Source organism: Streptomyces sp. TE5632 (assembly GCF_054061295.1).
Genome location: NZ_JBSSEA010000003.1, coordinates 4,393,007 through 4,416,814, shown reverse-complemented (window position 1 = coordinate 4,416,814; position 23,808 = coordinate 4,393,007). Strand labels below are relative to the sequence as shown.

Sequence of the window (23,808 nt, the reverse complement as noted above, 5' to 3'; positions counted from 1 at the left end):
CGGGAGTTCGGCGGGCGGGAGCCTCAGGAGCGTACTTCGAGCAGCGGGACCAGCTGCTCGGCAGGGGTCAGCGAACCGTGGTTGCCGACCATCGCCGACTCGTTCGGCTCCCGCTCCGAGGCGATGATCAGCACGTCGTCCCGCGCGGCGGCGACCACATCGCCGATGCGGTGGTACACGCGGTCGTCGACGCGGGGGCCGAACCATCCCGCCGCGATCGCCTCGTCCCGCGAGGCCACCCAGAACTGCTCGCCGAGCACCTCGCGCCAGCAGGTCAGTACGTCGTTCTCGGCGCCGGGGACGGCGTAGACGTGGCGGGCGCGGCCCTCGCCGCCGAGCAGGGCGACCCCGGCGCCCAGCTCCCAGTCGTGGTCGAAGTCGATGCGGTGCTCCTCGTCGAAGGGCACGTCGACCATCCCGTGGTCGGCGGTGACGTAGAGCGCGCTGCGCGGCGGGAGTTGTTCGGCCAGGCGCTGGACCAGACGGTCCACGTACATGAGCTGGCCGCGCCAGGTGTCGGAGTCGACGCCGAAGCGGTGTCCGGCGCCGTCGACCTCGGCGTAGTACGTGTAGACCAGGGAGCGGTCGGCGGCGGCCAGTTGTTCGGCCGCGAGGTCCATGCGCTCCTCGCCGGACAGCCGCCCGTGGAAGGTGCCGCCGCTCAGCGCGACCTTCGTCAGCGGCGTGTGGGCGAAGGTGGGCGAGGACACCTGGGCGGCGTGTACCCCGGCGCGGTGGGCCAGCTCGAAGACGGTGGGGTGCGGCTGCCAGGTGTCGGGCTGCGTCCAGGGCTGCCAGCGCAGCTGGTTCATCAGCTCGCCGGTCTCCGGGTTGCGCACGGTGTAGCCGGGCAGGCCGTGTGCTCCGGGCGGCAGGCCGGTGCCGACGGAGGCGAGGGAGGTGGCGGTGGTGGCCGGGTAGCCCGTGGTGATCGGCCGTCCGGTGCCGCCGCGCGAGCCGGGCAGCAGGGACGCCATGAACGGGGCTTCCTCGGGGTGCGCCTTCAGCTGCTCCCAGCCGAGGCCGTCGATCAGGAACACGCAGTTCCGGTCGGCGGGGGGCAGCTCCGGGATCGCGGCGGGGAGGCCGGGGACGCCCATGCCCGCGGCGAGCGTGGGCAGCAGGTCGGCCAGTGAGCCGGTGCCGTACTCGGGCCGGGGCGCGGAGGCCGGGGCGAGGGGCTCGGGGTAGGCCCCTGGTGTGAGGGGCCAGGCGGTGGTGTGGGCGGCCTGCGCGGGGTTCGGGGTGTGCGGGGTCCGGGAGGTGTCTGTCATCAGTTCGTGGGGTCCGCGGTCGCCTCGGAGAGGGCCTGCGCGAAGGCGAGCGCCTGGCGCACCGTCTCCGGTCCGTCGCCGGCCTCGCTGACCCGCAGGCTGAGGTCGTCGGCGGTCGAGCTGCCGGTGTAGCCGTGGTCGGCCTCGCAGTTGGGGTCGCCGCAGGCGGCCGGCTCCAGGTCGAGGCGGGAGACCGCACCCCAGCCGATGGTGAGCACGATCTCGCGGGGCAGGGTGCCCGGCTTGTACGACTCGGGGTTGGCGACCACGCGGCTGACCACGATCGACGAGATCCGGCCGAGCTTCACGGACTCCGTGGACGTGGTGGCGTAGGGCGTCGGGGAGGTGGTGTCGGCGGCCTGCTCGTCGGTGTGGCTGACGATGAAGCGGTTGCCGGTGAGGACGAGCACGGTCACATGGCGCCGCACCTCGTTCTGGTCGAACGTCGTCTCCTGGTGGACCAGGTACGACCGAACGGGCTCGCCGCCCACGGCGGCCTCCACCGCCTCGGCCACGAGGGCCGGGTAGTAGCCGCTGCGCTCGATCGCCGCACGCAGCCCCTGGGTCGTCGTACTGGTCTTGGCCATGGCGCCCATCCTACGGGGGACCGCTGACTGCGAGGCACCGGTCGCGGCACTCCCGCTCGCGCCGGTGCGGGCCCGCCGGGAGCCGCTCGGCCCCGCCGCCCGGTCGAGCCGCCCGGTCGTGCGAGCGGCGGGGCGTCAACGGTCCGCGTCCTCGCTCGACGGCTGCTCGTCCACCGGGGTGCCGTCCCGCGCGAGGCGGTCGGCGAGTTCGTCCCGGAACAGTTCGCGGCGGTCGAGGGCTTGGACCCGGTAGGCGGTACGGCCGACGATCTGGCTGGTGATCGGCGCGGTGAGCAGTTGGAACAGGATGACGAGCAGGAGCACCGGCGCGTAGCGCAGGGGCGTCTGCGCGGCGGTTCCCGCCAGGATGAGCAGCAGGCCGAGCGTCTGGGCCTTGGCGGCCGCGTGCAGACGGCTGCCGACGTCCGGGAAGCGGAGCAGTCCCACGGAGCCGAGCAGGCAGAAGAGCGCACCGGCCGGGAGCAGGACGGCGGTGATCACGTCGGAGACGGTGGTCATCGCAGGCCCGCCCGCTTCTCGATCAGGTGGGCGGCCGTCACCGATCCGGTGAAGGCGAGCAGGGCGAGGACGACGAGCACGGGCAGGGGCGTGGTGTCCTCGCGCACGGCCATGCCCACGGCGGTCCCGGCGATGATCATCGTCAGGAGGACGTCCAGCGCCACGATGCGGTTGAGCGCGTCCGGACCGCGCACGAGGCGCAGCAGGGTGAGCAGTCCGGCCGCCGCCAACATGGCCAGGGTGGCGGTGTACATGACGGTCATGGTGTTCTGCCTCCTCGATCGGGGCCGGGGAAAGACCCGGTGCCGTCGTCTCCGGGCGGTCCGGTGTGGCGGCGGTTGCTGCCGACGGCCCGCGCGACCCTGCGCTCCACGGCCTGCACCGCCTTTCTGCGGCGGGCGATGTCGGCTTCGCCGCGGACCGGGAGCGTGTGGACGTACAGCCGCTGCCGGCGCCGGTCGATCTCCACCACCAGCGTGCCGGGCGCGATGGTGGTGAACTCGGCCACGGCGGTGATCAGCAGGTCGCTGTCGACGTGCAGCGGGACTTCGACGATCGCGGCGGACGTTCTTCCCCCGTGTCTCAGGACCTGCCAGGCGACGGTGGCCCCGGACCCGACGAGATCGGTCAGCAGGTCGATCAGCAGGCGCCCGATCGCCAGTGGCCGGGGCACGGCTCCCGGCAGGACCGGCGGCAGGGAGAAGGTCCCGACGACGGCCGTGGCGACGAGCAGACCTCCGACGAGGACCACCGGGCTGACGGACCCCCACAGCAGGATCCACAGCAGCCACAGCCAGCCGACCATGGGCAGGTGGTGCCGGACCCGGCTGGTGTTCTCCCGGCGGGTCAACGGTCCTCCCCGGTCATGACGGCGGAGCGGTAGGCCCGCGGGTCGAGCAGTTCGTGTGCGGCTTGTTCGCCGACGTGGGCGAGCGGGCCCGCCCAGACGGCGACCGCGACGCCGGTCACCACCATGACGGCGGTGGCGGCGGTCATCAGCCCGGCCCCGTGCCGGCCGCCGTGGGGCTCCGGGCTGCGGACGGTGTCGGAGGCCGTGGGCTCGTCCCGCGGTGCCGGGGTCCGGCGGTCGCCTTCGCGGCGGTGCGGGTCCGGGCGGCCCGCGTCGCGGCGGTCCGGGTACGGCTTCTGCCGCATGAAGGCCCTGGTCCACACCCGGGTCATGGCGTAGATCGTCAGCAGGCTGGTGAGCAGGGCGGCCGCGGCGAGGGCGTACGCCGCGGTGCCGCCCTGCCCCACGCCGGCCCGCAGCAGGGTCAGTTTGGCCACGAACCCGGAGAACGGCGGGATCCCGGCCAGGCTCAGGGCGGGGAGGGCGAACAGCACGGCGACCACCGGTGTCGGGGGCGGCCGCTGTGACATGCGTTCCAGGCCCGTTGTCTCCGTGTGGCGTACCACGAGGGCGGCGGCCAGGAAGAGCGCGGCCTGGACGACGATGTGGTGGACCATGTAGAGGACCGTGCCGGTGAGCCCGATGGTGTCGAACAGCGCGAGCCCGAAGAGCATGAAGCCGATGTGGCTGACGAGGGCGAAGGACAGCAGCCGGTTGACGTCGTCCTGCGCGAGGGCGCCGAGGATGCCCACGATCATGGTGGCGATCGCCACGCAGGCCAGCAGGGTCCACACGCTGGAGCGCGGGAAGAGCAGCGTCTGGGTGCGCAGCAGGGCGTAGACGGCGACCTTGGTCAGCAGTGCGGCGAACACGGCGGTGATCGGCGCCGGCGCGGTGGGGTAGCTGTCGGGCAGCCAGAAGTGCAGGGGGACGAGTGCCGCCTTGATGCCCAGGACGGCCAGGAGCAGCAGGGCGAGCGCGCCGCGCAGGCCGTCGGGGAGTTCGGCGAGCCGCGGCCCCAGCTGGGCCAGGGTGACCGTGCCGGTGGCCGCGTACACCAGGCCGACGAGCGTGAGGAACAGCAGGGAGGACGTCAGGCTGATGATCGTGTACGTCATGCCCGCCCGGGTGCGGTTTCCGTCGGCGTCCAGGGTGATCAGGACGTAGGAGGCGGCGAGCAGCACTTCGAAGGCCACGAAGAGGTTGAACAGGTCGCCGGTGAGGAAGGCCAGGCTCACCCCGGTGACGAGCAGCAGGTAGGCGGGGTGGAAGACCTCCGCCGTGCTGCGGCGTTCCTCGGCGGTGCCCTGGCCGATGGCGAAGAGCAGCACGGCCAGGGTGACCAGGAGGGACACCATGAGCAGGAGCGCCGACAGCCGGTCGGCGACGAGTGTGATGCCCAGCGGGGCCGGCCAGCCGCCGACGTGCACGGCCTGCGGACCGCGGGTGTCGGCGAGGACGAGCAGAGCCACCGCGTCCGCCAGGACGCCCGCCAGTACGAGGGTGCTCATCACGCGGACCACCCGGCCGGGCAGGCCGAGCAGGGTCACACCGGCGGCCAGGACCGGCAGCACCACGGGCAGGGTGAGCAGCAGTGCGGTCATCGGTCTTCCCCCGGAGCGGTGCCGTGGTCGCGGTGGTCCGGCCCGCCGTCATTGCCGTCGTCATTGCCGTCGTCATTGCCGTCGTCATTGCCGTCGTCGCCGTCGAGGCAGTCGAGGCCGCCTGGTTCGTCGCCGTCGCCGTCACCGTCGTCGGGTCCGTCGCCGTCGTGGCGGTCGGTTTCCCCGGGTGTGCCGCTCACCTCGTCGGCCCAGGCACGCTGCAGGGCGATGTCGATGCGCCGGTCCTCCACGTCGTCACGCACCTCGTCGCTGCCGGACAACCGCCAGGAACGGTAGGCGAGGGCCATCAGGAACGCCGTGAGACCGAACGTGATCACGATCGACGTCAGCGCCATGGCCTGGGGCAGCGGGTCGGCGGGCTCCGCCGGGTCCGCCGGCTGCCCGTCCAGTACCGGGGGCCGGCCGGGGGTGCCGCCGGCGACCAGGAGCAGCAGGTTGGTGCCGTGGCCCAGGAGGATGAAGCCGAGGACGATCCGCATCAGGGACCGGTGCAGCATGAGGTGGAAGCCGATCGTGAACAGGCCGCCCACCACGACGGCCATCGTCACGTCGAGGGTGTTCACCGTGTTGTCCACCGCGCCGTTCACCGGACGGATCCCTCCCCTTCCCGGGCCGCCGCCGCACCGGCCTCGCCGAGCGAGACGCCCACCGCCGACAGGAGCTTGAGGACGACACCGACCACGAGCAGGTAGACGCCGACATCGAGGAACAGGCTGGTCGCCCACTTCACCTCGCCCAGCAGCGGCAGGTGCCAGGTCAGCAGACTGCTGTCCAGCGGCGCACCGCCGACGGTCAGCGGCGCCAGGGCGGTGACCGCCGCGATCACCAGGCCCGTGCCCGCGACCGCGACCGGGCGCAGGCGTACGGCGGCGCCGAGGTCGGCCTGGCCGCCGACGAGGTACCGCAGGACGAACGCCAGCCCCGCGACCAGTCCGCCGGAGAACCCTCCGCCGGGGCGGTAGTGCCCGGAGAACAGCAGGAACACCGAGAGCACCAGGATCGAGGGGAAGAGCAGCCGGATGGCCACTTCCAGCAGGACCGAGCGCTCGCCGCCGGGCCGTTCACCGGCTCCCGGCAGCCAGGTCTGCCGGGGCTCGTCCCAGTGCGTCGTGGGGAAGCGGGTGGGCGGCTCCTCGTCGGCGCCCCGCACCGCTTCGCGGTCGCGGAACCGGATCAGGCTGCCCACTCCGACCGCCGACACCAGCACGACCGAGATCTCGCCCAGCGTGTCCAGGGCCCGGAAGTCGACGATGATCGCGTCGACGACGTTGAGGGCGCCCGTCTCCGCCGCCCGGCGCAGGTATCCGGGCGAGATCACCGGGGCCGTGCGCGCGGAGGCCGCCGCCAGCGCGAAGCAGGTGACGACGGCGCCGACCCCGACGGCCACCGTGCCCCGCAGCACCCTCCCCGGCACCGACCTCCGGCCGGGATCGAACCGGGCCGGCATCCGGCGCAGCACCAGCACCACGACGACCAGCGTCGTCGTCTCGACCAGGAACTGGGTGAGCGCCAGGTCCGGGGCTCCGCGTACCAGGAACAGGCCCGCCGCGCCGTACCCGACGGCCCCGGTCAGCAGGATGGCGGTGAGCCGGTGCCGGGCGGCCACCACCGCCGCGGCGGCCGCCAGCATGACCACGGCCAGCACCGGTTCGAGCGAGTACCGCCACAGGGGCGGTGCCCCCAGCGACGGTGCCGCCGCCAGGAGCGCCCCGCCGGGCACCGCGACGACCGTCGTGAGCAGCACGGTCAGATAGACGGGCAGCGAGCCGACCTGGGTGTGCCGGGTCAGTGTCACGGCCAGCCGGTCCACGGCCTCGACCGCGCGGTCGTACGCGTGCTGCACGTCGGTCAGGCGCGGCAGGCGGTTCACCACGGCGGCGCGGCGGCGGAGCGCGTGGATCAGGGCACCGGCGACGAGCGACAGCACGGACAGCCCGAGTACCGGGGTGAAGCCGTGCCACAGGGACAGTTCGTACGGTCCGCCGGCTCCCGGCGGATAGACGTCGGCGTAGGCGGTGGTCAGGGCCGCCGTGCCGGGGTAGGCCACGCCCAGCACCAGGCCCGCCCCGGACAGTACGGCCACCGGTGCGACGAATCCCGCCTCCGGGCTCCGCGCGGGCCGCGCCGCCCTCCCCGTCGGCGGCCCGCCGAAGGCGCCGTGCAGGAACCGTGCCGCGAACGCCACGGTCAGCGTGGAGCCGCACACCAGCGCCACCGTCAGCTGCTGATGGCCGGCGAGTTCGGTGCCGTGCAGGAACGCGTCCAGGGCGGCTTCCTTGCCCAGGAAGCCGACGAGGGGCGGCAGGCCGGCCATCGACGCGACGGCGAGTGCCGTGACGCCGAAGAGCACGGGCAGCCGGCGCCCCAGTCCCGACAGCTCCCGGATGTCGCGGGTACCGGTGTGGTGGTCCACGATCCCGACGGACAGGAACAGCGCCGACTTGAACGCCGCGTGCGCCAGCAGCATCACCACGCCGGCCAGCGCCGCCGTCCGGGTTCCGGCGCCCAGCAGGGCGGTCAGCAGACCGAGTTCGCTGACGGTCCCATAGGCGAGGAGCAGCTTCAGGTCGGTCTCGCGCAGCGCCCGCCACGCGGCCACCACCATCGTGGCGAGCCCCACGCCGAGCACCATCGGCCGCCACGGCGTCACGTCGGCCAGGGCGGGCGCCAGGCGGGCGATCAGGTAGACCCCGGCCTTGACCATCGCCGCCGCGTGCAGGAAGGCGCTGACCGGTGTGGGGGCCACCATCGCCGCGGGCAGCCAGCCGTGCAGCGGCATCTGCGCGGACTTGGTGAACGCGCCGGCCAGGACGAGCACCACGGCGGCGGAGACCGCGCCGCCCCGCGGGGGGTCCGCGAGGATCGCCGAGACGCGGTAGGTGCCGGCCGCCTGGCCCAGCACGATGAAACCGAGCAGCATCGCCAGGCCGCCGGCCGCCGTCACCAGCAGGGCCTGACGGGCGGCCCGGCGCTGCTCGGCCCGCTTTCCGGGCCCTGCGATCAGCAGGAAGGAGGCGACCGTGGTCAGCTCCCAGAAGACGTACAGCACGAAGAGGTTGTCCGCCAGGACCAGTCCGATCATCGCCCCGGCGAAGGCCAGCAGCAGAGCGGCCAGCGGGCCGGCGTCCCGTTCGACGTAGTACCGGCAGTACAGCAGCACCAGTGCCCCGACACCGGCCACCACCCACAGCATCAGCAGCGACAGGGCGTCCAGGCGCAGATCGATCGTCAGACCGAGCGACGGAGCCCACTGCAGGGACTCCTCGTACGCGCCGCCGTCCAGGACGCCCGCCGCCCGTGTACCCGCCCAGACCACCGTCGCCAACGGCACCAGGGCCGCCACGGCCCACACCGCACGGCCGAGCCGCCGTTCCCACCAGGGGATCGACACTGCGACCGTCGCGTAGGCGGCCAGCAGGACCAGCACGTCAGCACCTGCTCCTTCACGGTGGCCCGACCGCTGACGCGCGAGCGGCCTCCGCTCGAGCCCTGGGGGTCATGTCTGGTTCGTCGGCATTCAGTGCTCTGTGTAGCAGGGAGAGCCGTCCGCAGGGGCGTCGCCGCGCCACACCCGGAGCAGGGCGTGCGGCTCGGCGGAGCCGCACGGCATCCCGTTCAGGATCGGCACACGGTGCGCGTACGGGGTCGGTGATCCGCGTCGGGCTCCGGCAGACGTGCGTCCGGCCGGTCGGTGGAGCGGCCGGACGCACGACGGGGGACGGCGACGGGTCCGGCGGAGAGTCCGGCGTTCCTCCCCCGTGCGGGCGTGCCGGGTGAGGGGGATCCGGTCCTGCCGGCGTCGATGCCCCCGAGGCGCATGCCGTTCTCTCCGTTCGTCGGGCGGGCGGAACGGGGCACAGGTGCCCGCTCGACACTCCGTCAAACAGCCGGTGGCCTGTGGGTCGAGTCGGAGCCTCGAGGGCTTGCGCCCCTCAGTACGCCGGTCAGTACACCGGGAGCGTCCGGGGGCCGAGGTCGTCGCGGGCGGGCGGCGGCGCCAGGCGTACGGAGGCGCTGAGGACGCTCACGCCGTGGGTGGCGACGACCACCGGTTCCAGGCTGACGGCGACGACCTCGGGGTGGTCGTCGACCAGCCGCGACACCCGCAGCAGCAGCTCCTCCAGAGCGGGGGTGTCGACCGGGGTCGAGCCGCGCCAGCCGAACAGCAGGGGCGCGGTGCGGATCGACCTCACCAGGGAGGTCGCCTCCCGGTCGGTGACCGGGATCAGCCGGTGTGCCATGTCGCCGAGCAGCTGCGAAGGGGGGCCTGCGAGCCCGAAGGACAGCACGGCACCGGCCGCGGAATCGATCACCGCGCGGACGATGGTGTCGACACCGCGCGGCGCCATCCGCTGCACGACGGGGTGCAGCTCCTCGGGCGTGCCGAGCTGCTGGGTCAGTTCGGCGTACGCCCGGCGCAGTTGTTCCTCGTCCGCCAGGTCCAGCCGTACGCCGCCCAGGTCGGCGCGGTGCCTGAGGTGCGGGGCGGTCACCTTGAGTGCGACGGGGTGGCCCAGGGTGCGGGCGGCCTCGACGGCGGCGTCGGGCGTGGGGGCCGGGAGGGCGCGGTGGACGTGGATGCCGTAGGCGCCGAGCAGTCCGTAGGTCTCCTCGATGCCGAGGGTCAGGCCCTGCCCGCGGGTGAGCTGCGCGCGGATGAGTTCGGCGGCGCGCTTCTCGTCGATGTCCTCGTACTGGGGCACCTTGCCGGGGTCGGCGGCGTCCCGCCGCCACTGGGCGTAGGTGACGGAGTGGGCGAGGGCGCGGACGGCGCGTTCGGCGGCGGGGTAGGCGGGGATCAGGTGGGCGTCCTCGGGGAGGGGCACGGGCGCCGGCAAAGGGCTGTCGGCGGGTGCGCGCTCCCCGGCCGACGGCACGGGGCGGGGCCGGGCGGACGGCCCCGTCCGCGGGGCCGTGCTCGCCGCCGCCGACAGGGCCTCCGCCAGGCCGCCGAGTTCCACGTGGACCACCAGGACCGGCTTGGACGGGGTCGCGGCGGCGGCCGAGCGCAGTGCCTCGGCGAGCGCTGCATCGCCGGCGGAACCGACCGTCCTTCCTCCCAGTGCCGGGATCGCGGTCACGACCACCGCGTCGCAGGTGTCGTCGGCCAGCGCCCGGGACAGGGCCGCGTGGAAGTCCGCCGCCGACGCCGCGGTGGTGAGGTCCAGCGGGTGGTGCGGGCGCAGTCCTTCGGCGAGGCACGCCTCGTAGGTGAGCAGTCCCAGGGACTCGGAGTTGCCCAGGATCGCCACCCGGGGCCCGGACGGCAGCGGCTGGCGGGCGAGCAGCAGGCCCGCGTCGACCAGTTCCGTGATGGTGTCCACCCGGGTCACCCCGGCCTGTCGCAGCAGCGCGGAGACGGTCTCGTGCGGCAGTCGCGTCGCGCGCACGGCGTGCCCGCGGGGCCCGGCGCCGTGGCGGGCGCCCTGGACCACGACGAGTGGCTTCACCGCCGCGGTCCGGCGGGCGAGGCGGGTGAACTTGCGGGGGTTGCCGATGGACTCCAGGTACATCAGGGCGACATCGGTGTCCGGGTCGTCGTACCAGTACTGCATGACGTCGTTGCCGGAGACGTCGGCGCGGTTGCCGGACGAGACGAAGGTGGACACGCCCGTGACGCCGGTGACGCCTCCGCCGCGCCGGTGCAGCCGCGACAGCAGGGCGATGCCGATGGCGCCGGACTGGGCGAACAGGCCGATGCGGCCGGGGCGCGGCATCTCGGGCGCGAGCGAGGCGTTCAGCCGCACGTCCGGGGAGGTGTTGATGACGCCGAACGCGTTCGGCCCGATGATCCGCATGCCGTACGTACGCGCCTGCCGGACGAGGGCGCGCTGGCGCTCGCGGCCCTCGGGGCCCGCTTCGGCGTATCCGGCGGACGTCACGACGAGCCCCCGCACCCCGTGTTCGCCGCACTCGGCGACGACCTCGGGGACCTGCTCGGCGGGTACCGCGACGACGGCGAGGTCGACCTGCCCGTCGATGTCGCGCACCGAACGGTGGGCGGGCACCCCGTCGCTCCCGTCGGTGCCGGCGAGTTCCTTCAGCTCCGGCGGGAAGGCCTTGTTCACGGCGTACAGGCGGCCGGTGAATCCGCCGTCCCGGATGTTGTCGAGGAGGCTGCGGCCCACGCTGCCGGGCCTGCGGCCGGCGCCTATGACGGCGACCGAGCCGGGGGTGAGCAGGCGCCGCACGGAACGGGCCTCGGCACGCTGTTCGCGCGCCTGCTGCACGGCCAGCGAACGGTCGGTGGGTTCGAGGTCGAACTCCAGGCGGACGACACCGTCCTCGAAGCTGCGCTTCTGGGTGTACCCGGCGTCCGTGAACACCTTGATCATCTTGCTGTTGGCCGGCAGCACCTCGGCGGCGAACCGGCGGATGCCGCGCTCGCGCGCGACGGCGGCGATGTGCTCGAGGAGGGCGGAGGCGATGCCCCGGCCCTGGTGGGCGTCCTGCACCAGGAAGGCGACCTCGGCCTCGTCGGAGACCGGAGGGGCGGGCGCTCCGGCGGGCGACGGATGGGAGGAGGCGGGTGCTCCGTCGGGGCCGATCCGGTCGTAGCGTACGGTGGCGATGAACTCGCCGCCCACGGTGGCCGCGAGTCCCACCCGGTCCACGAAGTCGTGGTGTGTGAACCGGTGCACGTCCTTGGCGGACAGGCGAGGGTAGGGCGCGAAGAAGCGGTAGTACTTCGACTCGTCCGACACCTGCTCGTAGAAGCTGACCAGGCGCTCGGCGTCATCGACGGTGATGGGCCGCACGCGCGCGGTGCCACCGTCGCGCAGCACCACGTCGGCCTCCCAGTGGGCGGGATACTCATGCCGGTCCGACGAGATCTGCATGGGCCCCAGAGTACGGCTCGCGTACGACAACGGCGCGAGGCAGTCTGTGGGTGCACGAGCCGGACCGAGGCCGCGGTCCGGTGTCGCCGGGAGCGGGAACACGTTCCGCTCCCGGTGTGGTTCCCGATATGGGAAACTGGTCTAGACAACCTGAACACCGAAGGGCAGCAACACATGGCTGAGCGCCGCGTCAACGTCGGCTGGGCCGAGGGCCTCCACGCCCGTCCCGCCTCCATCTTCGTCCGAGCCGCCACGGCCGCAGGCGTCCCGGTGACGATCGCCAAGGCTGACGGCAACCCCGTCAACGCGGCCTCCATGCTGGCCGTTCTGGGCCTGGGCGCCCAGGGCGGCGAGGAGATCGTCCTCGCTTCCGACGCCGAGGGCGCCGACGCCGCCCTGGACCGGCTGGCGAAGCTGGTCTCCGAGGGCCTCGAGGAGCTCCCCGAGACCGTCTGACCGACAGGTCCTCCGGGTTCTCCGGCAGCGAGTGGAGCCGCGCCACCCTTTCCGGGCGGCGCGGCTCCGTCCTCGGGTGCCTCGGGTCAGAGGTTCACGCCGTGCGCGCGGAGGTAGGCGACCGGGTCGATGTCGGAGCCGTACTCGGCGGTCGTACGGGCCTCGAAGTGCAGATGCGCGCCGGTGACGTTGCCGGTGGCACCGGAGGCGCCGATCCGCTGTCCCGGGGTGACCTGCTGTCCCACCGAGACGGCGACGGCCGACAGGTGGCCGTACTGGGTGTAGGTGCCGTCGTGCATCTTGATGACGACCTGGTTGCCGTAGGCGCCGCCCCAGCCGGCCTCCACGACGGTGCCCGCGCCGACCGAGAGCACGGGGGTACCGCTCGCGGCGTGGAAGTCGACGCCGGTGTGGCTGCCGGAGGACCAGACGGCGCCGCCGGACAGGTAACCGGTCGAGACGTGGGAACCCGCGATCGGGGACACGAAGGTGTTGAGGCGCTTGCGCTCGGCCTCCCGCGCGGCACGCTCCTCGGCTTCGCGGGCCTCCTCGGCCTCCTCCGCCGCCCTCTCCCGCGCGGCCTCCTCCGCGGCCTCGCGCGCGGCGGCCTGAGCCGCTTCCCGCGCGGCCTCGTGCTGGGCGGCCGCCTGGGCGTCGATCTGGGCGGCGACCTCGTCACCCATGGCGATGACGGGGGTCAGGCCGGTCTGCTGCGCGGCGGGTCCGGCGGCGAGCGCCGAGGGCGCGAGGGAGCCGACCACGCCGGTGGTGGTGAGGGCCGCGACGCCCGCCGCCCTGGCGGTGCCGCGGTGCATGCGGCCGGGACGACGATGCTTCCCGGTGGCGCGTGTGAACGCCATGCAGTGGGTGATCCTTTCCTTCCCTCTCGCCTACCGGGTCAGCGGTGGGGGTCCCCCAGGCCGTTCAGGCACTGGGGGAAGGTTCGGAGCAGGAAGGTCTCCCACGGGCCCCTCGCGACAGGCGCGGGCGTCCGATTCACCTCAGGGACTGCACGACCGGGCCCCCGGCTCCCCTGGCTCGCGCCGTGCGGGGACTCGGCGATGGCTGTCCGGTGCCGCGGGTGCGGCGCACTGCCCGACGAACAGCCCGGATGACGCTAAGCGGGGCATCTTTCAATTCCCAAACGGATCCCGTCTTCTGTAGCGCATCCCACAGGGCATACAGACCCGCTCCACCCCAATTCGGCCATAGGCGGGCCCTGGTGACTTTCGTGTCACCAGGGCCCGTACGCGCGTGCGCTCCGCTTGCGTGCGCCGGCTACTCGGCGGGCACGACCGTGACCTCGCCGATGCCGAGCGCCTCGACGGGCGCCTTGATCTGCGCCGCGTCGCCGACCAGGACGGTCACCAGGCGGTCCACCGGGAAGGCGTTCACCACGGCCGCGGTGGCCTCCACGGTGCCGGTGGCGGCGAGCCGGCGGTACAGCTCGGCCTGGTAGTCGTCGGCCAGGTGCTGCTCCACCTGGTCGGCCAGGGTGCCGGCGACGGCCGAGGCGGTCTCGTACTTGAGCGGCGCGACCCCCACCAGGTTCTGCACGGCGACGTCACGCTCGGCGTCGGTGAGGCCCTCCGCGGCGAGCGTGCGCAGCACCGTCCACAGGTCCTCGAGCGCGGGCCCGGTGTTCGGGGTGTCGACGGAGCCGCTGATGGCGAGCATGGCCGCGCCCGTGGCCCCTCCGGAGGAAGAAGGGGGCGCGGACCTCAGGACCTGGCCGAACGACCGTACGCCGTAGGTGTAGCCCTTCTCCTCGCGCAGGACGCGGTCCAGGCGGGAGGTGAGGGTGCCGCCGAGGCAGTAGGTGCCGAGCACCTGCGCGGGCCACACGCGGTCGTGCCGGTCCGCTCCGACCCGGCCGATCAGCAGCTGCGTCTGCACGGCGCCGGGGCGGTCCACGATCACGACCCGGCCGGTGTCGTCGGCGACGATCGGCGGAACGGGCCGCGGCTCGGCGGCCGATCCGGTCCAGGAGCCGAGGGTGTTACCGAGCAGCTCGTCCAGGTCGATGCCGGTGAGGTCACCGACGACCACCGCGGTGGCGGTCGCGGGACGGACGTGCTTCTCGTGGAAGGCGCGTACGGCCGACGAGTCGATGCCGGCCACCGTCTCCTCAGTGCCCTGCCGCGGGCGGGACATCCGCGAAGTCGCCGGGAACAGTTCCTTGGAGAGTTCCTTGGCGGCACGACGGGAGGGGTTGGCCAGCTCGTGCGGGATCTCGTCGAGACGGTTGCGGACGAGGCGTTCGACCTCGCTGTCGGCGAACGCGGGCGCCCTGAGGGCGTCGGCGAGCAGCCCGAGCCCCTTGGCGAGCCGTGAGGCCGGCACCTCGAGGCTCAGGCGCACGCCGGGGTGGTCCGCGTAGGCGTCCAGGGTGGCGCCGCAGCGCTCCAGTTCGGCGGCGAACTCCTCGGCGGAGTGCTTGTCGGTGCCCTCGGAGAACGCCCTCGCCATGATCGTGGCGATCCCGTCGAGACCGTCGGGCTCGGCCTCCAGGGGCGCGTCGAGCAGCACCTCGACCGCGACGATCTGCTGGCCGGGGCGGTGGCAGCGCAGGACCGTCAGACCGTTGCCGAGCGTGGTGCGCTCGGGGGCCGGGAAGGCCCAGGGCTTGGCCTCGCCCGCCTGCGGCTGGGGGTGGAAGTCCATCGTGGCAAGCTCGGTCACTTCGCCGTCTCCTCGTTCTCGTCGGTGCCGGCGGCCGCGGCTTCTTCGGTGCCGGCGGCCGCTGCTTCTTCGGACTCCCCGGCCTCGGGGGCGACGGGCTCGTAGACGAGCACCGCGCGGTTGTCCGGGCGCAGACGGGCCTCGGCGACCTCCCGGACGTCCTCGGCGGTCACGTCGAGGATGCGCCCGACGGCGGTCAGGGCGAGCTGCGGGTCGCCGAACAGGACGGCGTACCGGCACAGTTCGTCGGCCCGGCCGGCGACGGTGCTGAGCCGGTCCAGCCACTCGCGCTCCAACTGGGCCTGGGCGCGCTCCATCTCCTCGGCCGTGGGGCCCTCCTCGGCGAACCGGGTGAGCTCCTCGTCGATCGCCGCCTCGATGGCCGGCACCTCCACATCGCCGGACGCCTTCACGTCCAGCCAGCCCAGGGAGGGCGCCCCGGCCAGCCGGAGCAGGCCGAATCCGGCCGCCACGGCCGTACGGTCCCGGCGCACCAGCCGGTTGTAGAGCCGGGAGGACTCGCCGCCGCCGAGGACGGTGAGCGCCAGGTCCGCGGCGTCGCTCGCGCGCGTGCCGTCCTCGGGCAGCCGGTAGGCGGCCATCAGCGCACGCGCGGGGACCTCCTCCTCGACGAGCTCACGCAGCTCCTCGCCGATGATCTCGGGCAGCGAGCCGTCACGGGGCTCGGGCTTGCCGTCGTGGGAGGGGATGGAGCCGAAGTACTTCTCGATCCAGGCGAGCGTCTGCTCCGGGTCGATGTCACCGACGACGGAGAGCACGGCGTTGTTCGGCGCGTAGTACGTGCGGAAGAAGGCGCGGGCGTCCTCCAGGGTGGCCGCGTCCAGGTCCGCCATCGAGCCGATGGGCGTGTGGTGGTACGGGTGACCGTCCGGGAAGGCGAGGGCGGTCAGCTTCTCGAAGGCCGTGCCGTAGGGGACGTTGTCGTAGCGCTGGCGGCGCTCGTTCTTGACGACGTCCCGCTGGTTCTCCATGGACTCCTCGTCCAGGGCGGCCAGCAGGGAGCCCATGCGGTCGGCCTCGAGCCAGAGGGCGAGCTCCAACTGGTGGGCCGGCATGGTCTCGAAGTAGTTGGTCCGCTCGAAGCTGGTGGTGCCGTTGAGCGAGCCTCCGGCGCCCTGGACCAGCTCGAAGTGACCGTTGCCCTTCACCTGCCCGGACCCCTGGAACATCAGGTGCTCGAAAAGGTGAGCCAGGCCGGTGCGTCCCTTGACTTCGTGGCGCGAGCCGACGTCGTACCAGAGGCACACCGCCGCGACAGGGGTCAGGTGGTCCTCGGAGAGCACCACGCGCAGGCCGTTGGCCAAACGGTGCTCGGTCGCTGTCAGGCCGCCGGAGCCTGCCTGGGCTGTGGCCGTGTGACCCATGGGCATGTACGTCCCTTCGATCGCGGAGGCGGTCGTCGCATCCGCCGTTTGTGCCGGTCCTGCCACTGTATGCAAGCGTCCGGGGCACCGACGGAGTTCCCGGACGGGGACCGGGTTCGCCCAGAGCGAGAACCGCGGGTTCCGGGTGGGGCGGGAGGACGCGGACGTGGCCCGTGTGGCGTGTGGGGTCTCCCCCTGCGCTGCGCCCCTCCGCCGGCCGAGGCCCCGGCCCGCCCGCGGCGCCGACGGCGCGGGCGCGTACTCTGCTCGCGCCACCGGCCCCGGCCTCCGACAGGGGGCCGCAGCGGGGTCCTGGTCCCGGTTGTCGGTGCGGCGGTCCACAATGGTCCGCGTCAGATACCGTCCCACGCTTCAGCAAGGAGCCGGCAGCGATGGCCCGCCGCAGCACGAAGACCCCGCCGCCCGACGACTCGTACGAGGAGCGGATCCTCGACATCGACGTCGTCGACGAGATGCAGGGCTCCTTTCTCGAGTACGCGTACTCGGTCATCTACTCCCGCGCCCTGCCGGACGCGCGCGACGGCATGAAGCCGGTGCACCGCCGCATCGTCTACCAGATGAACGAGATGGGCCTGCGCCCCGACCGCGGCTATGTGAAGTGCGCACGCGTGGTCGGCGAGGTCATGGGCAAGCTGCACCCGCACGGCGACGCGTCGATCTACGACGCCCTGGTGCGCATGGCGCAGCCGTTCTCGATGCGGGTCCCGCTGGTCGACGGCCACGGCAACTTCGGCTCCCTGGGCAACGACGACCCGCCGGCCGCCATGCGGTACACCGAGAGCCGGATGACCGAGGCCACGAGCCTGATGACCGAGTCCATCGACGAGGACACGGTCGACTTCGCGCCCAACTACGACGGCCAGGAGCAGGAGCCGGTGACCCTGCCCGCCGCGTTCCCGAACCTCCTGGTGAACGGGGCGTCGGGCATCGCGGTCGGCATGGCCACCAACATGCCGCCGCACAACCTCCGCGAGGTGATCGCGGCCGCCCGGCACCTGATCCGGCACCCGAACGCGGACCTCGACGCCCTGATGAAGCACGTCCCGGGCCCCGACCTGCCCACCGGCGGCAGGATCGTCGGCCTCCCGGGCATCCGGGACGCGTACGAGAAGGGCCGCGGCACCTTCAAGATCCGCGCGACGGTCACCGTGGAGGACGTGACGGCCCGCAGGAAGGGCCTGGTCATCACCGAGCTGCCGTTCACGGTCGGCCCGGAGAAGGTGATCTCCAAGATCAAGGACCTGGTCGGCTCGAAGAAGCTCATGGGCATCGCCGACGTCAAGGACCTCACCGACCGCGCGCACGGTCTTCGCCTGGTCGTCGAGATCAAGAACGGCTTCGTGCCGGAGGCGGTCCTGGAGCAGCTGTACAAGCTGACGCCCATGGAGGAGTCCTTCGGCATCAACAACGTGGCCCTGGTGGACGGCCAGCCGCTCACCCTGGGCCTCAAGGAACTGCTCGAGGTCTATCTCGACCACCGCTTCGAGGTCGTACGCCGCCGCTCGGAGTTCCGCCGCGGCAAGCGGCGCGACCGTCTGCACCTGGTCGAGGGCCTGCTCACCGCCCTGGTGGACATCGACGAGGTCATCCGCCTCATCCGCTCCAGCGAGAACTCCGCGCAGGCGAAGCAGCGTCTGATGGAGCGCTTCTCCCTGAGCGACATCCAGACGCAGTACATCCTGGACACCCCCCTGCGCCGCCTCACCAAGTTCGACCGCATCGAACTGGAGACGGAGCAGGAGCGGTTGAACAAGGAGATCGAGGAGCTGACCCGCATCCTGGAGTCGGACGCGGAGCTGCGCAAGCTGGTCTCGGCCGAACTGGCCGCGGTGGCCAAGAAGTTCGGTAACGATCGTCGTACGGTCCTGCTGGACTCGTCCGCCACCCCGGTCGCCGCCGTGCCGCTTCAGGTGGCGGACGACCCGTGCCGGGTGCTGCTGTCGGACACGGGCCTGCTCGCCCGTACGGCGAACGCGGAGCCGTTCCCCAAGGGCGCGCACGCCAAGCGGGTCAAGCACGACATGATTCTCTCGGCGGTGCCGGCCACCGCCCGGGGCGAGGTGGGGGTGGTCACCTCGGCGGGGCGTCTGCTGCGGGTGAACGTCATCGACCTCCCACAGCTGCCGGAGTCGATGCCGACCCCGAACCTCTCGGGTGGAGCGCCGATTTCGGAGTTCGTCTCCCTGGAGGACGGTGAGCGGGTGATCTGTCTGACGACGCTCGACGAGTCGTCGCCGGGCCTCGCTCTCGGCACGGAACAGGGCGTCGTCAAGCGGGTGGTGCCCGACTACCCCTCCAACAAGGAGGAGTTGGAGGTCATCACGCTCAAGGAGGGCGACCGGATCGTCGGCGCCGTCGAACTGCGCACGGGCGAGGAGGACCTGGTCTTCATCACGGACGACGCGCAACTGCTGCGTTATCAGGCCTCGCAGGTCCGTCCGCAGGGCCGTCCCGCCGGCGGTGTGGCGGGCATCAAGCTCGCGGAGGGCGCGAAGGTCATCGTCTTCACGGCGGTCGATCCGGCGGCGGACGCGGTGGTGTTCACGGTCGCTGGCTCACGCGGCACGCTGGACGACTCCGTCCAGACGACGGCCAAGCTGACACCGTTCGACCAGTATCCGCGCAAGGGCCGGGCCACCGGCGGAGTGCGCTGCCAGCGGTTCCTCAAGGGCGAGGACTGCCTGTCCCTGGCCTGGGCCGGTCCCGCTCCGGCCCGCGCCTCACAGAAGAACGGCGCTCCGGTCGACCTGCCGGCACCCGACCCGCGCCGCGACGGCTCGGGAGTGCCCCTGCCGAAAACGGTGGCGGTGGTGGCGGGACCGTCCTGACCCCGCCGACCGGCACCGGCGGGGTGCGCTAACCCCGCTGGTCGTCGGGCTCCTGCACATAGCGCAGAACGCCCCACATGCCCTGCTCGTCGATGTGCGGGGCGTCGGCGTGCGGGGCGCCGGCGACGCAGGCCTCCAGCTCCTTGCGGAGCGTGGCGGCGTCGATGCCGGTCCCGATGAGCACCAGCTGCGTCAGCCGCTCCGCGCCGGCCGGCCAGGCTTCCGGGTAGAACCGCAGGAACCGGCCGACGGCATGCACGGCGTACCGGTTCCCGGTGTCGTACGGCCCGAAGTCGATGTACCCCTTGATCCGGTAGAGCCCTTCCGGCCGGCTGTCGAGGAACCGGATCAGCCGCCGGGGGTCGAGGGGCGCGGCGGAGGCGAAGGACAGGCTGTCGTACGCGGCGTGCAGGTGCCCGGTGTGCTCGTCGGCGTCGGCGGGGTCGTGCCGGGGCAGGTCGTCGAAGGAGAGCTGCCCGAGGCGTTCCTCACTGGGCCTGCAGTCGAAGAGGAACTCCGGATCGACACGGCCGTGTGTGGCGGGAACGACGGCGGCGCGGTCGACGAGCGACCGCACGACGTCGAGCACGCGCTCCGCGTCCGCCGCCCGGTCGAGTTTGTTCACGACGACCAGATCGGCCAGGCCGAGATGCCGGTCGATCTCGGGGTGCCCGGCGCGTGTCCGCGCGAACTCGGCGGCGTCCACGACCTCGACGAGCCCGCCGTACACGATGCCGGGGTGCTCGCTGGCGAGCACCATCCGTACGAGCTCCTGCGGCTCGGCGAGACCGCTGGCCTCGATGACGATGACGTCGATCCCGGCGGACGGCCGTGCCAGTCGCTCGAGATAGACGTCCAGCTCACTGCCGTCGACGGCGCAGCACAGACATCCGTTTCCGAGCGAGAGGGTCGAGTCGCCGAGCGCGCCGGCCACGGCCATGGCGTCGATCTCGATGGCACCGAAGTCGTTGACGACGGCCCCGATACGGCTGCCGCCGCTGTGGTGGAGGAGATGGTTGAGCAGGGTGGTCTTTCCGGATCCGAGAAACCCGGCCAGGACGACGACCGGAATCTGCCGACCGCTGCTGCGCTCCACTCCGCGACCCCTCTCACATCTCACACGCTCGCGTACACCGGCTCACGCCTCGGCGTATGTCCGCGAACCGACTGATCCGCCAGGATATGCGCGGCCGACCGACTCGTGCCGCCGCCGGAACGGGGTACCCGTGAGCCGGAAAGCCGCCTCGGAACAACTCAGGTTAGGCTCACCTCTGTGAGTACGTGCTCAACCGTGTCCCGCCGGCTCGACGAGCCCGTCGCGGGAACCGCGGCCACCGCGAGGACCTGGCTCCTGCTGGAGCAGCCCGGCCCATGGGGCGCCAAGGCGCTCACGTCGAGCCACCTCGACCCCGCTCTGGGCCGCGCCCTGGAGGCAGCCACGAAGGGCACCGGGGTGCGGATCGCCCTCATCCGGCGCCCGGGACGACACGCCGACCCCCGGACGCCCGCCACCCGCCGGGTGTACGGGGCCCACACCGTTCCGGGAAACACGTGGCTGCACGCCGCCGCGACCACGGACCCCGAGCGGCTGCTCGACCTCGACTTCGCCGCTCTCGGCAGGGGGCAGAGCGACACCTTCGACGCGGCGCTCGGCGGACGGCCGCACGACGGGGACCCGCTCGCCCTCGTCTGCACCAACGGCAAACGCGATCGCTGCTGCGCGCTCCTCGGACGGCCCCTGGCGGCCGAACTCACCGCCTCCGGGGTACAGGGCGTCTGGGAGGTCACCCATCTGGGCGGACACCGGTTCGCACCGACGGTGCTCGTGCTGCCCCACGGCTACGCGTACGGCAGGGCCGGGGCGCATGCCGTCAAGGAGGCGCTGCACGGCGCGCGGGAGGGCCGGATCGTCGTGGAGGGGTGCCGCGGGAACTCCGCCTGGGAGCGCCCCGGCCAGGCGGCCGAGCTGGCCGTGCGTACCGAGGTGGGCGAGTACGCCGCCGGGGCACTGACCGTCGTACGGACGGACGGCGCGGCACCGCGCTGGCAGGTGCTCGTCGCGCACGCCGACGGGCGTCGGTGGCGGGTGGAGGTGGCGCAGGGCACGTCCCTGCCGCCCCGCGCGGAGAGCTGCGGGACGTCGGTGCTGGGCTCACCCGCGCGGATGGACGTGGTGGCGGTGCGCGAGGTGACCGTGACGGCACTCGCGAGCTGACCGGCCGCGCGCGATTGTTCACGGACGACGGCCCCTCCTCGCACGGACGACGCCCCTCCTCGCAGGCGCGGGGCGATCCGTGCCACATCCGCGCACTCCCCGGCGCCCGCCCACGTACCGTCATGGACATGCGCGCCACTCCCCTCGCCCGCCGCCTGCGTCTCGGCCTGCCGCGGCGGGTCTTCTCGCAGGTCCTGCTGATGCAGCTGGCGATCGCCGCGGGAGTCGCGGTGCTCGCGACCGGGCTGTTCCTCGCGCCCCTCGGTGCCCAGCTGGACGACCAGGCGATGCGCCGCGCGCTCGCCATCGCCCAGACCACCGCCCAGCAGTCACAGATCGCGCGGGACCTGCGGAGCACGTCGCCCACGCCGGACGGACCGGTGCAGCGGGAGGCGGAACGGATCCGGAAGGCCACCGGCGCCGAGTACGTGGTGGTGCTGGACCGCCGGGGCGTGCGCTGGTCGCACACCGACCCCCGCAGGATCGGCGCCCCGGTCTCGACCGATCCCGGCGAGGCCCTGGCGGGGCGTGAGGTCATGGAGATCGACAACGGCACGCTGGGGCGCTCCGCACGCGGCAAGGTCCCGCTGCGCGACGGCGACGGCGAGATCATCGGGGCGGTCTCGGTCGGCATCGCCTACGACAGTGTCCGGGCCCGGCTGATCCACGCGATCCCGGGGCTCTTCGCGTACGCGGGCGGGGCGCTGGCCGTGGGCGCGCTCGCGGCCTGGCTCGTCTCCCGGCGGGTGCAGCGGCAGACCAGGGACCTGGCCTTCTCCGACATCGCGGCGCTGCTCGCGGAACGCGAGGCGATGCTGCACGGCATCCGGGAGGGCGTCGTCGCCCTCGACCGCACCGGCCGTGTCCGCCTCCTCAACGACGAGGCCCGGCGGCTGCTGGACCTCGGTGACGAGGCCGTGGGCCGCTCCCCCGACGAGGCGCTCGGCACGGGCCGGACGGCCGACGTGCTGACCGGCCGGGTGACCGGCACCGACCTGCTCACCGTCCGCGGGCAGCGCGTCCTGGTCGCCAACCGTATGCCGACCGGCGACGGCGGCGCCGTGGCCACCCTCCGCGACCGTACGGAGCTGGACCGGCTCGGCCGGGAACTGGACTCCACGCACGGGCTGATCGACGCGCTGCGCGCCCAGGACCACGAGCACGCCAACCGCATGCACACCCTGCTCGGACTGCTCGAACTCGAGATGTACGACGACGCCGTGGAGTTCGTCGGCGAGGTCGTCGGCGATCACCGGGCGACGGCGGAGCAGGTCACCGAGAAGATCCGCGACCCGCTGCTCGCCGCCCTGCTGGTGGGCAAGGCGACGGTCGCGGCCGAGCGGGGCGTGGCCCTGTGGATCTCGGACCGGACACGGCTGCCGGACCGGCTGATCGACCCCAGGGGCCTGGTCACCATCGTCGGGAACCTGGTGGACAACGCGCTCGACGCCGTCGCGGGCGCACCGCACGCGCGCGTGGAGGTCGAACTGTGCGCCGAGGGACGTACGGCGGTGCTCGGCGTACGCGACACCGGGCCTGGAATTCCCGCGGAGCAACGCGAGTTGATCTTCACTGAGGGCTGGTCCACCAAGGAGCCGCCGGACCACCGCGAGCGGGGCATCGGGCTCTCCCTCGTCCGCCGGCTCGCCGAACGCCAGGGTGGCACCGCGACCGTGGACGAGGCGGACGGCGGGGGCGCGGAGTTCACCGTGGTCCTGCCCGAGGCACTGACCGAGCCGGGCCCGCCGGCCGCCCTCACCGGGGCGCCCGTCCCCGTGTCCGTCCCCGTGTCCGTCCCGCAGACCACCAAGGAGGAGCCGTGATGATCGAGGTCCTGGTCGTGGACGACGACGTCCGGGTCGCACACGTCAACGCCGCCTACGTCGAGAAGGTGCCCGGTTTCCACGTGGCCGGTGAGGCGCACAGTGCGGCCGAGGCGCTCACCCTGCTGGAGACGCTCCCCCGGCTGGACCTGGTGCTCCTGGACCACTACCTGCCCGACCGGACGGGCCTCGAAATCCTCCAGGAGATGCGCGGGCGCGGCCACCAGACCGACGTGATCATGGTGACGGCGGCACGCGACGTGTCCACCGTACAGGCGGCGATGCGGCAGGGCGCACTGCAGTACCTGGTCAAGCCGTTCGCCTTCGCCGGGCTGCGCGCCAAGCTGGAGGCCTACGCGGAACTGCGCCGCACCCTGGACGGCGGCGGCGAGGCGGAACAGGCCGAAGTGGACCGCATCTTCGGCGCCCTGTCGGCGTCGGCGGAGCCCGGTCTGCCCAAGGGGCACTCCCCCACCACCACGGAACTGGTACGCCAGAGCCTGATGAACGCCGGCGGACCGCTGTCGGCCCAGGAGCTCGCCGACCGCACAGGGGTGAGCCGCCAGACCGCGCAGCGCTATCTCAAGCTCCTGGAGCGCACGGGACGGGCCACGCTGACCCTCAAGTACGGCGACGCGGGCCGCCCGGAGCACCGTTACGTGTGGACGGGCCGCGCCTGACGGCGCGGGAGGCCCCGGCGCCCG

At 73.0% G+C, this 23,808-nt stretch carries 18 protein-coding genes; 5 read left to right on the top strand and 13 right to left on the bottom strand.

Translation table 11 applies throughout. From position 1 onward, the window contains the following. Window positions 1-23 precede the first annotated feature (23 nt). The 9 genes from ACVW19_RS25360 to ACVW19_RS25320 form a co-directional block, all read right to left on the bottom strand. Window positions 24-1,274, bottom strand: coding sequence for an alkaline phosphatase family protein (locus ACVW19_RS25360; protein ID WP_457462026.1), 1,251 nt, complete (start codon window positions 1,272-1,274; stop codon window positions 24-26). Beyond that, on the bottom strand, window positions 1,274-1,870 hold the full coding sequence (locus ACVW19_RS25355) for a DUF5998 family protein (protein ID WP_219933639.1): 597 nt from the start codon (window positions 1,868-1,870) through the stop codon (window positions 1,274-1,276). The genes ACVW19_RS25360 and ACVW19_RS25355 overlap by 1 nt, the downstream gene beginning before the upstream one ends. 126 nt (window positions 1,871-1,996) lie before the next feature. Beyond that, window positions 1,997-2,380 (bottom strand): monovalent cation/H(+) antiporter subunit G, encoded by a 384-nt coding sequence (gene mnhG / locus ACVW19_RS25350; RefSeq protein ID WP_457462025.1) that lies wholly within the window; start codon window positions 2,378-2,380, stop codon window positions 1,997-1,999. After that, a complete protein-coding gene (locus ACVW19_RS25345; RefSeq protein WP_457462024.1) occupies window positions 2,377-2,643 on the bottom strand; it encodes a monovalent cation/H+ antiporter complex subunit F in 267 nt (88 codons plus the stop codon). The genes mnhG and ACVW19_RS25345 overlap by 4 nt, the downstream gene beginning before the upstream one ends. After that, entirely contained in the window at window positions 2,640-3,230 is a 591-nt protein-coding gene (locus tag ACVW19_RS25340; protein ID WP_457462022.1) for a Na+/H+ antiporter subunit E, read from the bottom strand. Before ACVW19_RS25340 ends, ACVW19_RS25345 begins: the two co-directional genes overlap by 4 nt. Further along, window positions 3,227-4,834: a Na+/H+ antiporter subunit D gene (locus tag ACVW19_RS25335; protein WP_457462020.1), complete on the bottom strand. Its 1,608-nt coding sequence runs from the start codon at window positions 4,832-4,834 to the stop codon at window positions 3,227-3,229. Before ACVW19_RS25335 ends, ACVW19_RS25340 begins: the two co-directional genes overlap by 4 nt. After that, window positions 4,831-5,442: a Na(+)/H(+) antiporter subunit C gene (locus ACVW19_RS25330; protein WP_457462018.1), complete on the bottom strand. Its 612-nt coding sequence runs from the start codon at window positions 5,440-5,442 to the stop codon at window positions 4,831-4,833. Before ACVW19_RS25330 ends, ACVW19_RS25335 begins: the two co-directional genes overlap by 4 nt. Then, complete coding sequence (locus ACVW19_RS25325; protein ID WP_457462017.1) at window positions 5,439-8,282, bottom strand: Na+/H+ antiporter subunit A; 2,844 nt, start codon at window positions 8,280-8,282, stop codon at window positions 5,439-5,441. Before ACVW19_RS25325 ends, ACVW19_RS25330 begins: the two co-directional genes overlap by 4 nt. A gap of 517 nt (window positions 8,283-8,799) precedes the next feature. After that, window positions 8,800-11,694: a bifunctional acetate--CoA ligase family protein/GNAT family N-acetyltransferase gene (locus ACVW19_RS25320; protein WP_457462015.1), complete on the bottom strand. Its 2,895-nt coding sequence runs from the start codon at window positions 11,692-11,694 to the stop codon at window positions 8,800-8,802. 174 nt (window positions 11,695-11,868) lie between these two features. Between ACVW19_RS25320 and ACVW19_RS25315 the strand changes: the two genes are divergently transcribed. Continuing rightward, window positions 11,869-12,150, top strand: a complete 282-nt coding sequence (locus tag ACVW19_RS25315; protein ID WP_003993478.1) for an HPr family phosphocarrier protein — start codon at window positions 11,869-11,871, stop codon at window positions 12,148-12,150. A gap of 86 nt (window positions 12,151-12,236) precedes the next feature. Here ACVW19_RS25315 and ACVW19_RS25310 read toward each other — a convergent pair whose 3' ends face one another. From ACVW19_RS25310 to ACVW19_RS25300, 3 genes are all read right to left on the bottom strand, one after another. Continuing rightward, entirely contained in the window at window positions 12,237-13,010 is a 774-nt protein-coding gene (locus ACVW19_RS25310) for a M23 family metallopeptidase (RefSeq protein WP_457462013.1), read from the bottom strand. A 418-nt stretch (window positions 13,011-13,428) separates the two neighbouring features. Next, complete coding sequence (locus ACVW19_RS25305; RefSeq protein ID WP_457462011.1) at window positions 13,429-14,832, bottom strand: M16 family metallopeptidase; 1,404 nt, start codon at window positions 14,830-14,832, stop codon at window positions 13,429-13,431. Then, on the bottom strand, window positions 14,829-16,217 hold the full coding sequence (locus tag ACVW19_RS25300; protein WP_457464780.1) for a M16 family metallopeptidase: 1,389 nt from the start codon (window positions 16,215-16,217) through the stop codon (window positions 14,829-14,831). Before ACVW19_RS25300 ends, ACVW19_RS25305 begins: the two co-directional genes overlap by 4 nt. A 392-nt stretch (window positions 16,218-16,609) precedes the next feature. Between ACVW19_RS25300 and ACVW19_RS25295 the strand changes: the two genes are divergently transcribed. Then, window positions 16,610-19,066 (top strand): DNA gyrase/topoisomerase IV subunit A, encoded by a 2,457-nt coding sequence (locus tag ACVW19_RS25295; RefSeq protein WP_457462009.1) that lies wholly within the window; start codon window positions 16,610-16,612, stop codon window positions 19,064-19,066. Between the two features lie 28 nt (window positions 19,067-19,094). Here the strand turns inward: ACVW19_RS25295 and ACVW19_RS25290 are convergent, their stop codons facing one another. Further along, a complete protein-coding gene (locus ACVW19_RS25290; protein ID WP_457462007.1) occupies window positions 19,095-20,162 on the bottom strand; it encodes a CobW family GTP-binding protein in 1,068 nt (355 codons plus the stop codon). Between the two features lie 177 nt (window positions 20,163-20,339). Between ACVW19_RS25290 and ACVW19_RS25285 the strand changes: the two genes are divergently transcribed. The 3 genes from ACVW19_RS25285 to ACVW19_RS25275 all read left to right on the top strand — a co-directional run bounded on the left by ACVW19_RS25285 (window position 20,340) and on the right by ACVW19_RS25275 (window position 23,784). Next, window positions 20,340-21,281, top strand: a complete 942-nt coding sequence (locus ACVW19_RS25285) for a sucrase ferredoxin (protein WP_457462005.1) — start codon at window positions 20,340-20,342, stop codon at window positions 21,279-21,281. A gap of 128 nt (window positions 21,282-21,409) precedes the next feature. Continuing rightward, on the top strand, window positions 21,410-23,104 hold the full coding sequence (locus tag ACVW19_RS25280) for a sensor histidine kinase (RefSeq protein WP_457462004.1): 1,695 nt from the start codon (window positions 21,410-21,412) through the stop codon (window positions 23,102-23,104). After that, window positions 23,104-23,784: a response regulator gene (locus tag ACVW19_RS25275; protein ID WP_457464778.1), complete on the top strand. Its 681-nt coding sequence runs from the start codon at window positions 23,104-23,106 to the stop codon at window positions 23,782-23,784. Before ACVW19_RS25280 ends, ACVW19_RS25275 begins: the two co-directional genes overlap by 1 nt. Window positions 23,785-23,808: the final 24 nt, after the last annotated feature.

What these genes read in the sequence shown, in the direction of transcription:
- ACVW19_RS25360 (WP_457462026.1), bottom strand. Translation starts at nt 1,274, where the DNA reads ATGACAGACACCTCCCGGACCCCGCACACCCCGAACCCCGCGCAGGCC.
- ACVW19_RS25320 (WP_457462015.1), bottom strand. Translation starts at nt 11,694, where the DNA reads ATGCAGATCTCGTCGGACCGGCATGAGTATCCCGCCCACTGGGAGGCC.
- ACVW19_RS25355 (WP_219933639.1), bottom strand. Translation starts at nt 1,870, where the DNA reads ATGGGCGCCATGGCCAAGACCAGTACGACGACCCAGGGGCTGCGTGCG.
- ACVW19_RS25335 (WP_457462020.1), bottom strand. Translation starts at nt 4,834, where the DNA reads ATGACCGCACTGCTGCTCACCCTGCCCGTGGTGCTGCCGGTCCTGGCC.
- ACVW19_RS25300 (WP_457464780.1), bottom strand. Translation starts at nt 16,217, where the DNA reads ATGGGTCACACGGCCACAGCCCAGGCAGGCTCCGGCGGCCTGACAGCG.
- ACVW19_RS25315 (WP_003993478.1), top strand. Translation starts at nt 11,869, where the DNA reads ATGGCTGAGCGCCGCGTCAACGTCGGCTGGGCCGAGGGCCTCCACGCC.
- mnhG (WP_457462025.1), bottom strand. Translation starts at nt 2,380, where the DNA reads ATGACCACCGTCTCCGACGTGATCACCGCCGTCCTGCTCCCGGCCGGT.
- ACVW19_RS25280 (WP_457462004.1), top strand. Translation starts at nt 21,410, where the DNA reads ATGCGCGCCACTCCCCTCGCCCGCCGCCTGCGTCTCGGCCTGCCGCGG.
- ACVW19_RS25295 (WP_457462009.1), top strand. Translation starts at nt 16,610, where the DNA reads ATGGCCCGCCGCAGCACGAAGACCCCGCCGCCCGACGACTCGTACGAG.
- ACVW19_RS25345 (WP_457462024.1), bottom strand. Translation starts at nt 2,643, where the DNA reads ATGACCGTCATGTACACCGCCACCCTGGCCATGTTGGCGGCGGCCGGA.
- ACVW19_RS25310 (WP_457462013.1), bottom strand. Translation starts at nt 13,010, where the DNA reads ATGGCGTTCACACGCGCCACCGGGAAGCATCGTCGTCCCGGCCGCATG.
- ACVW19_RS25275 (WP_457464778.1), top strand. Translation starts at nt 23,104, where the DNA reads ATGATCGAGGTCCTGGTCGTGGACGACGACGTCCGGGTCGCACACGTC.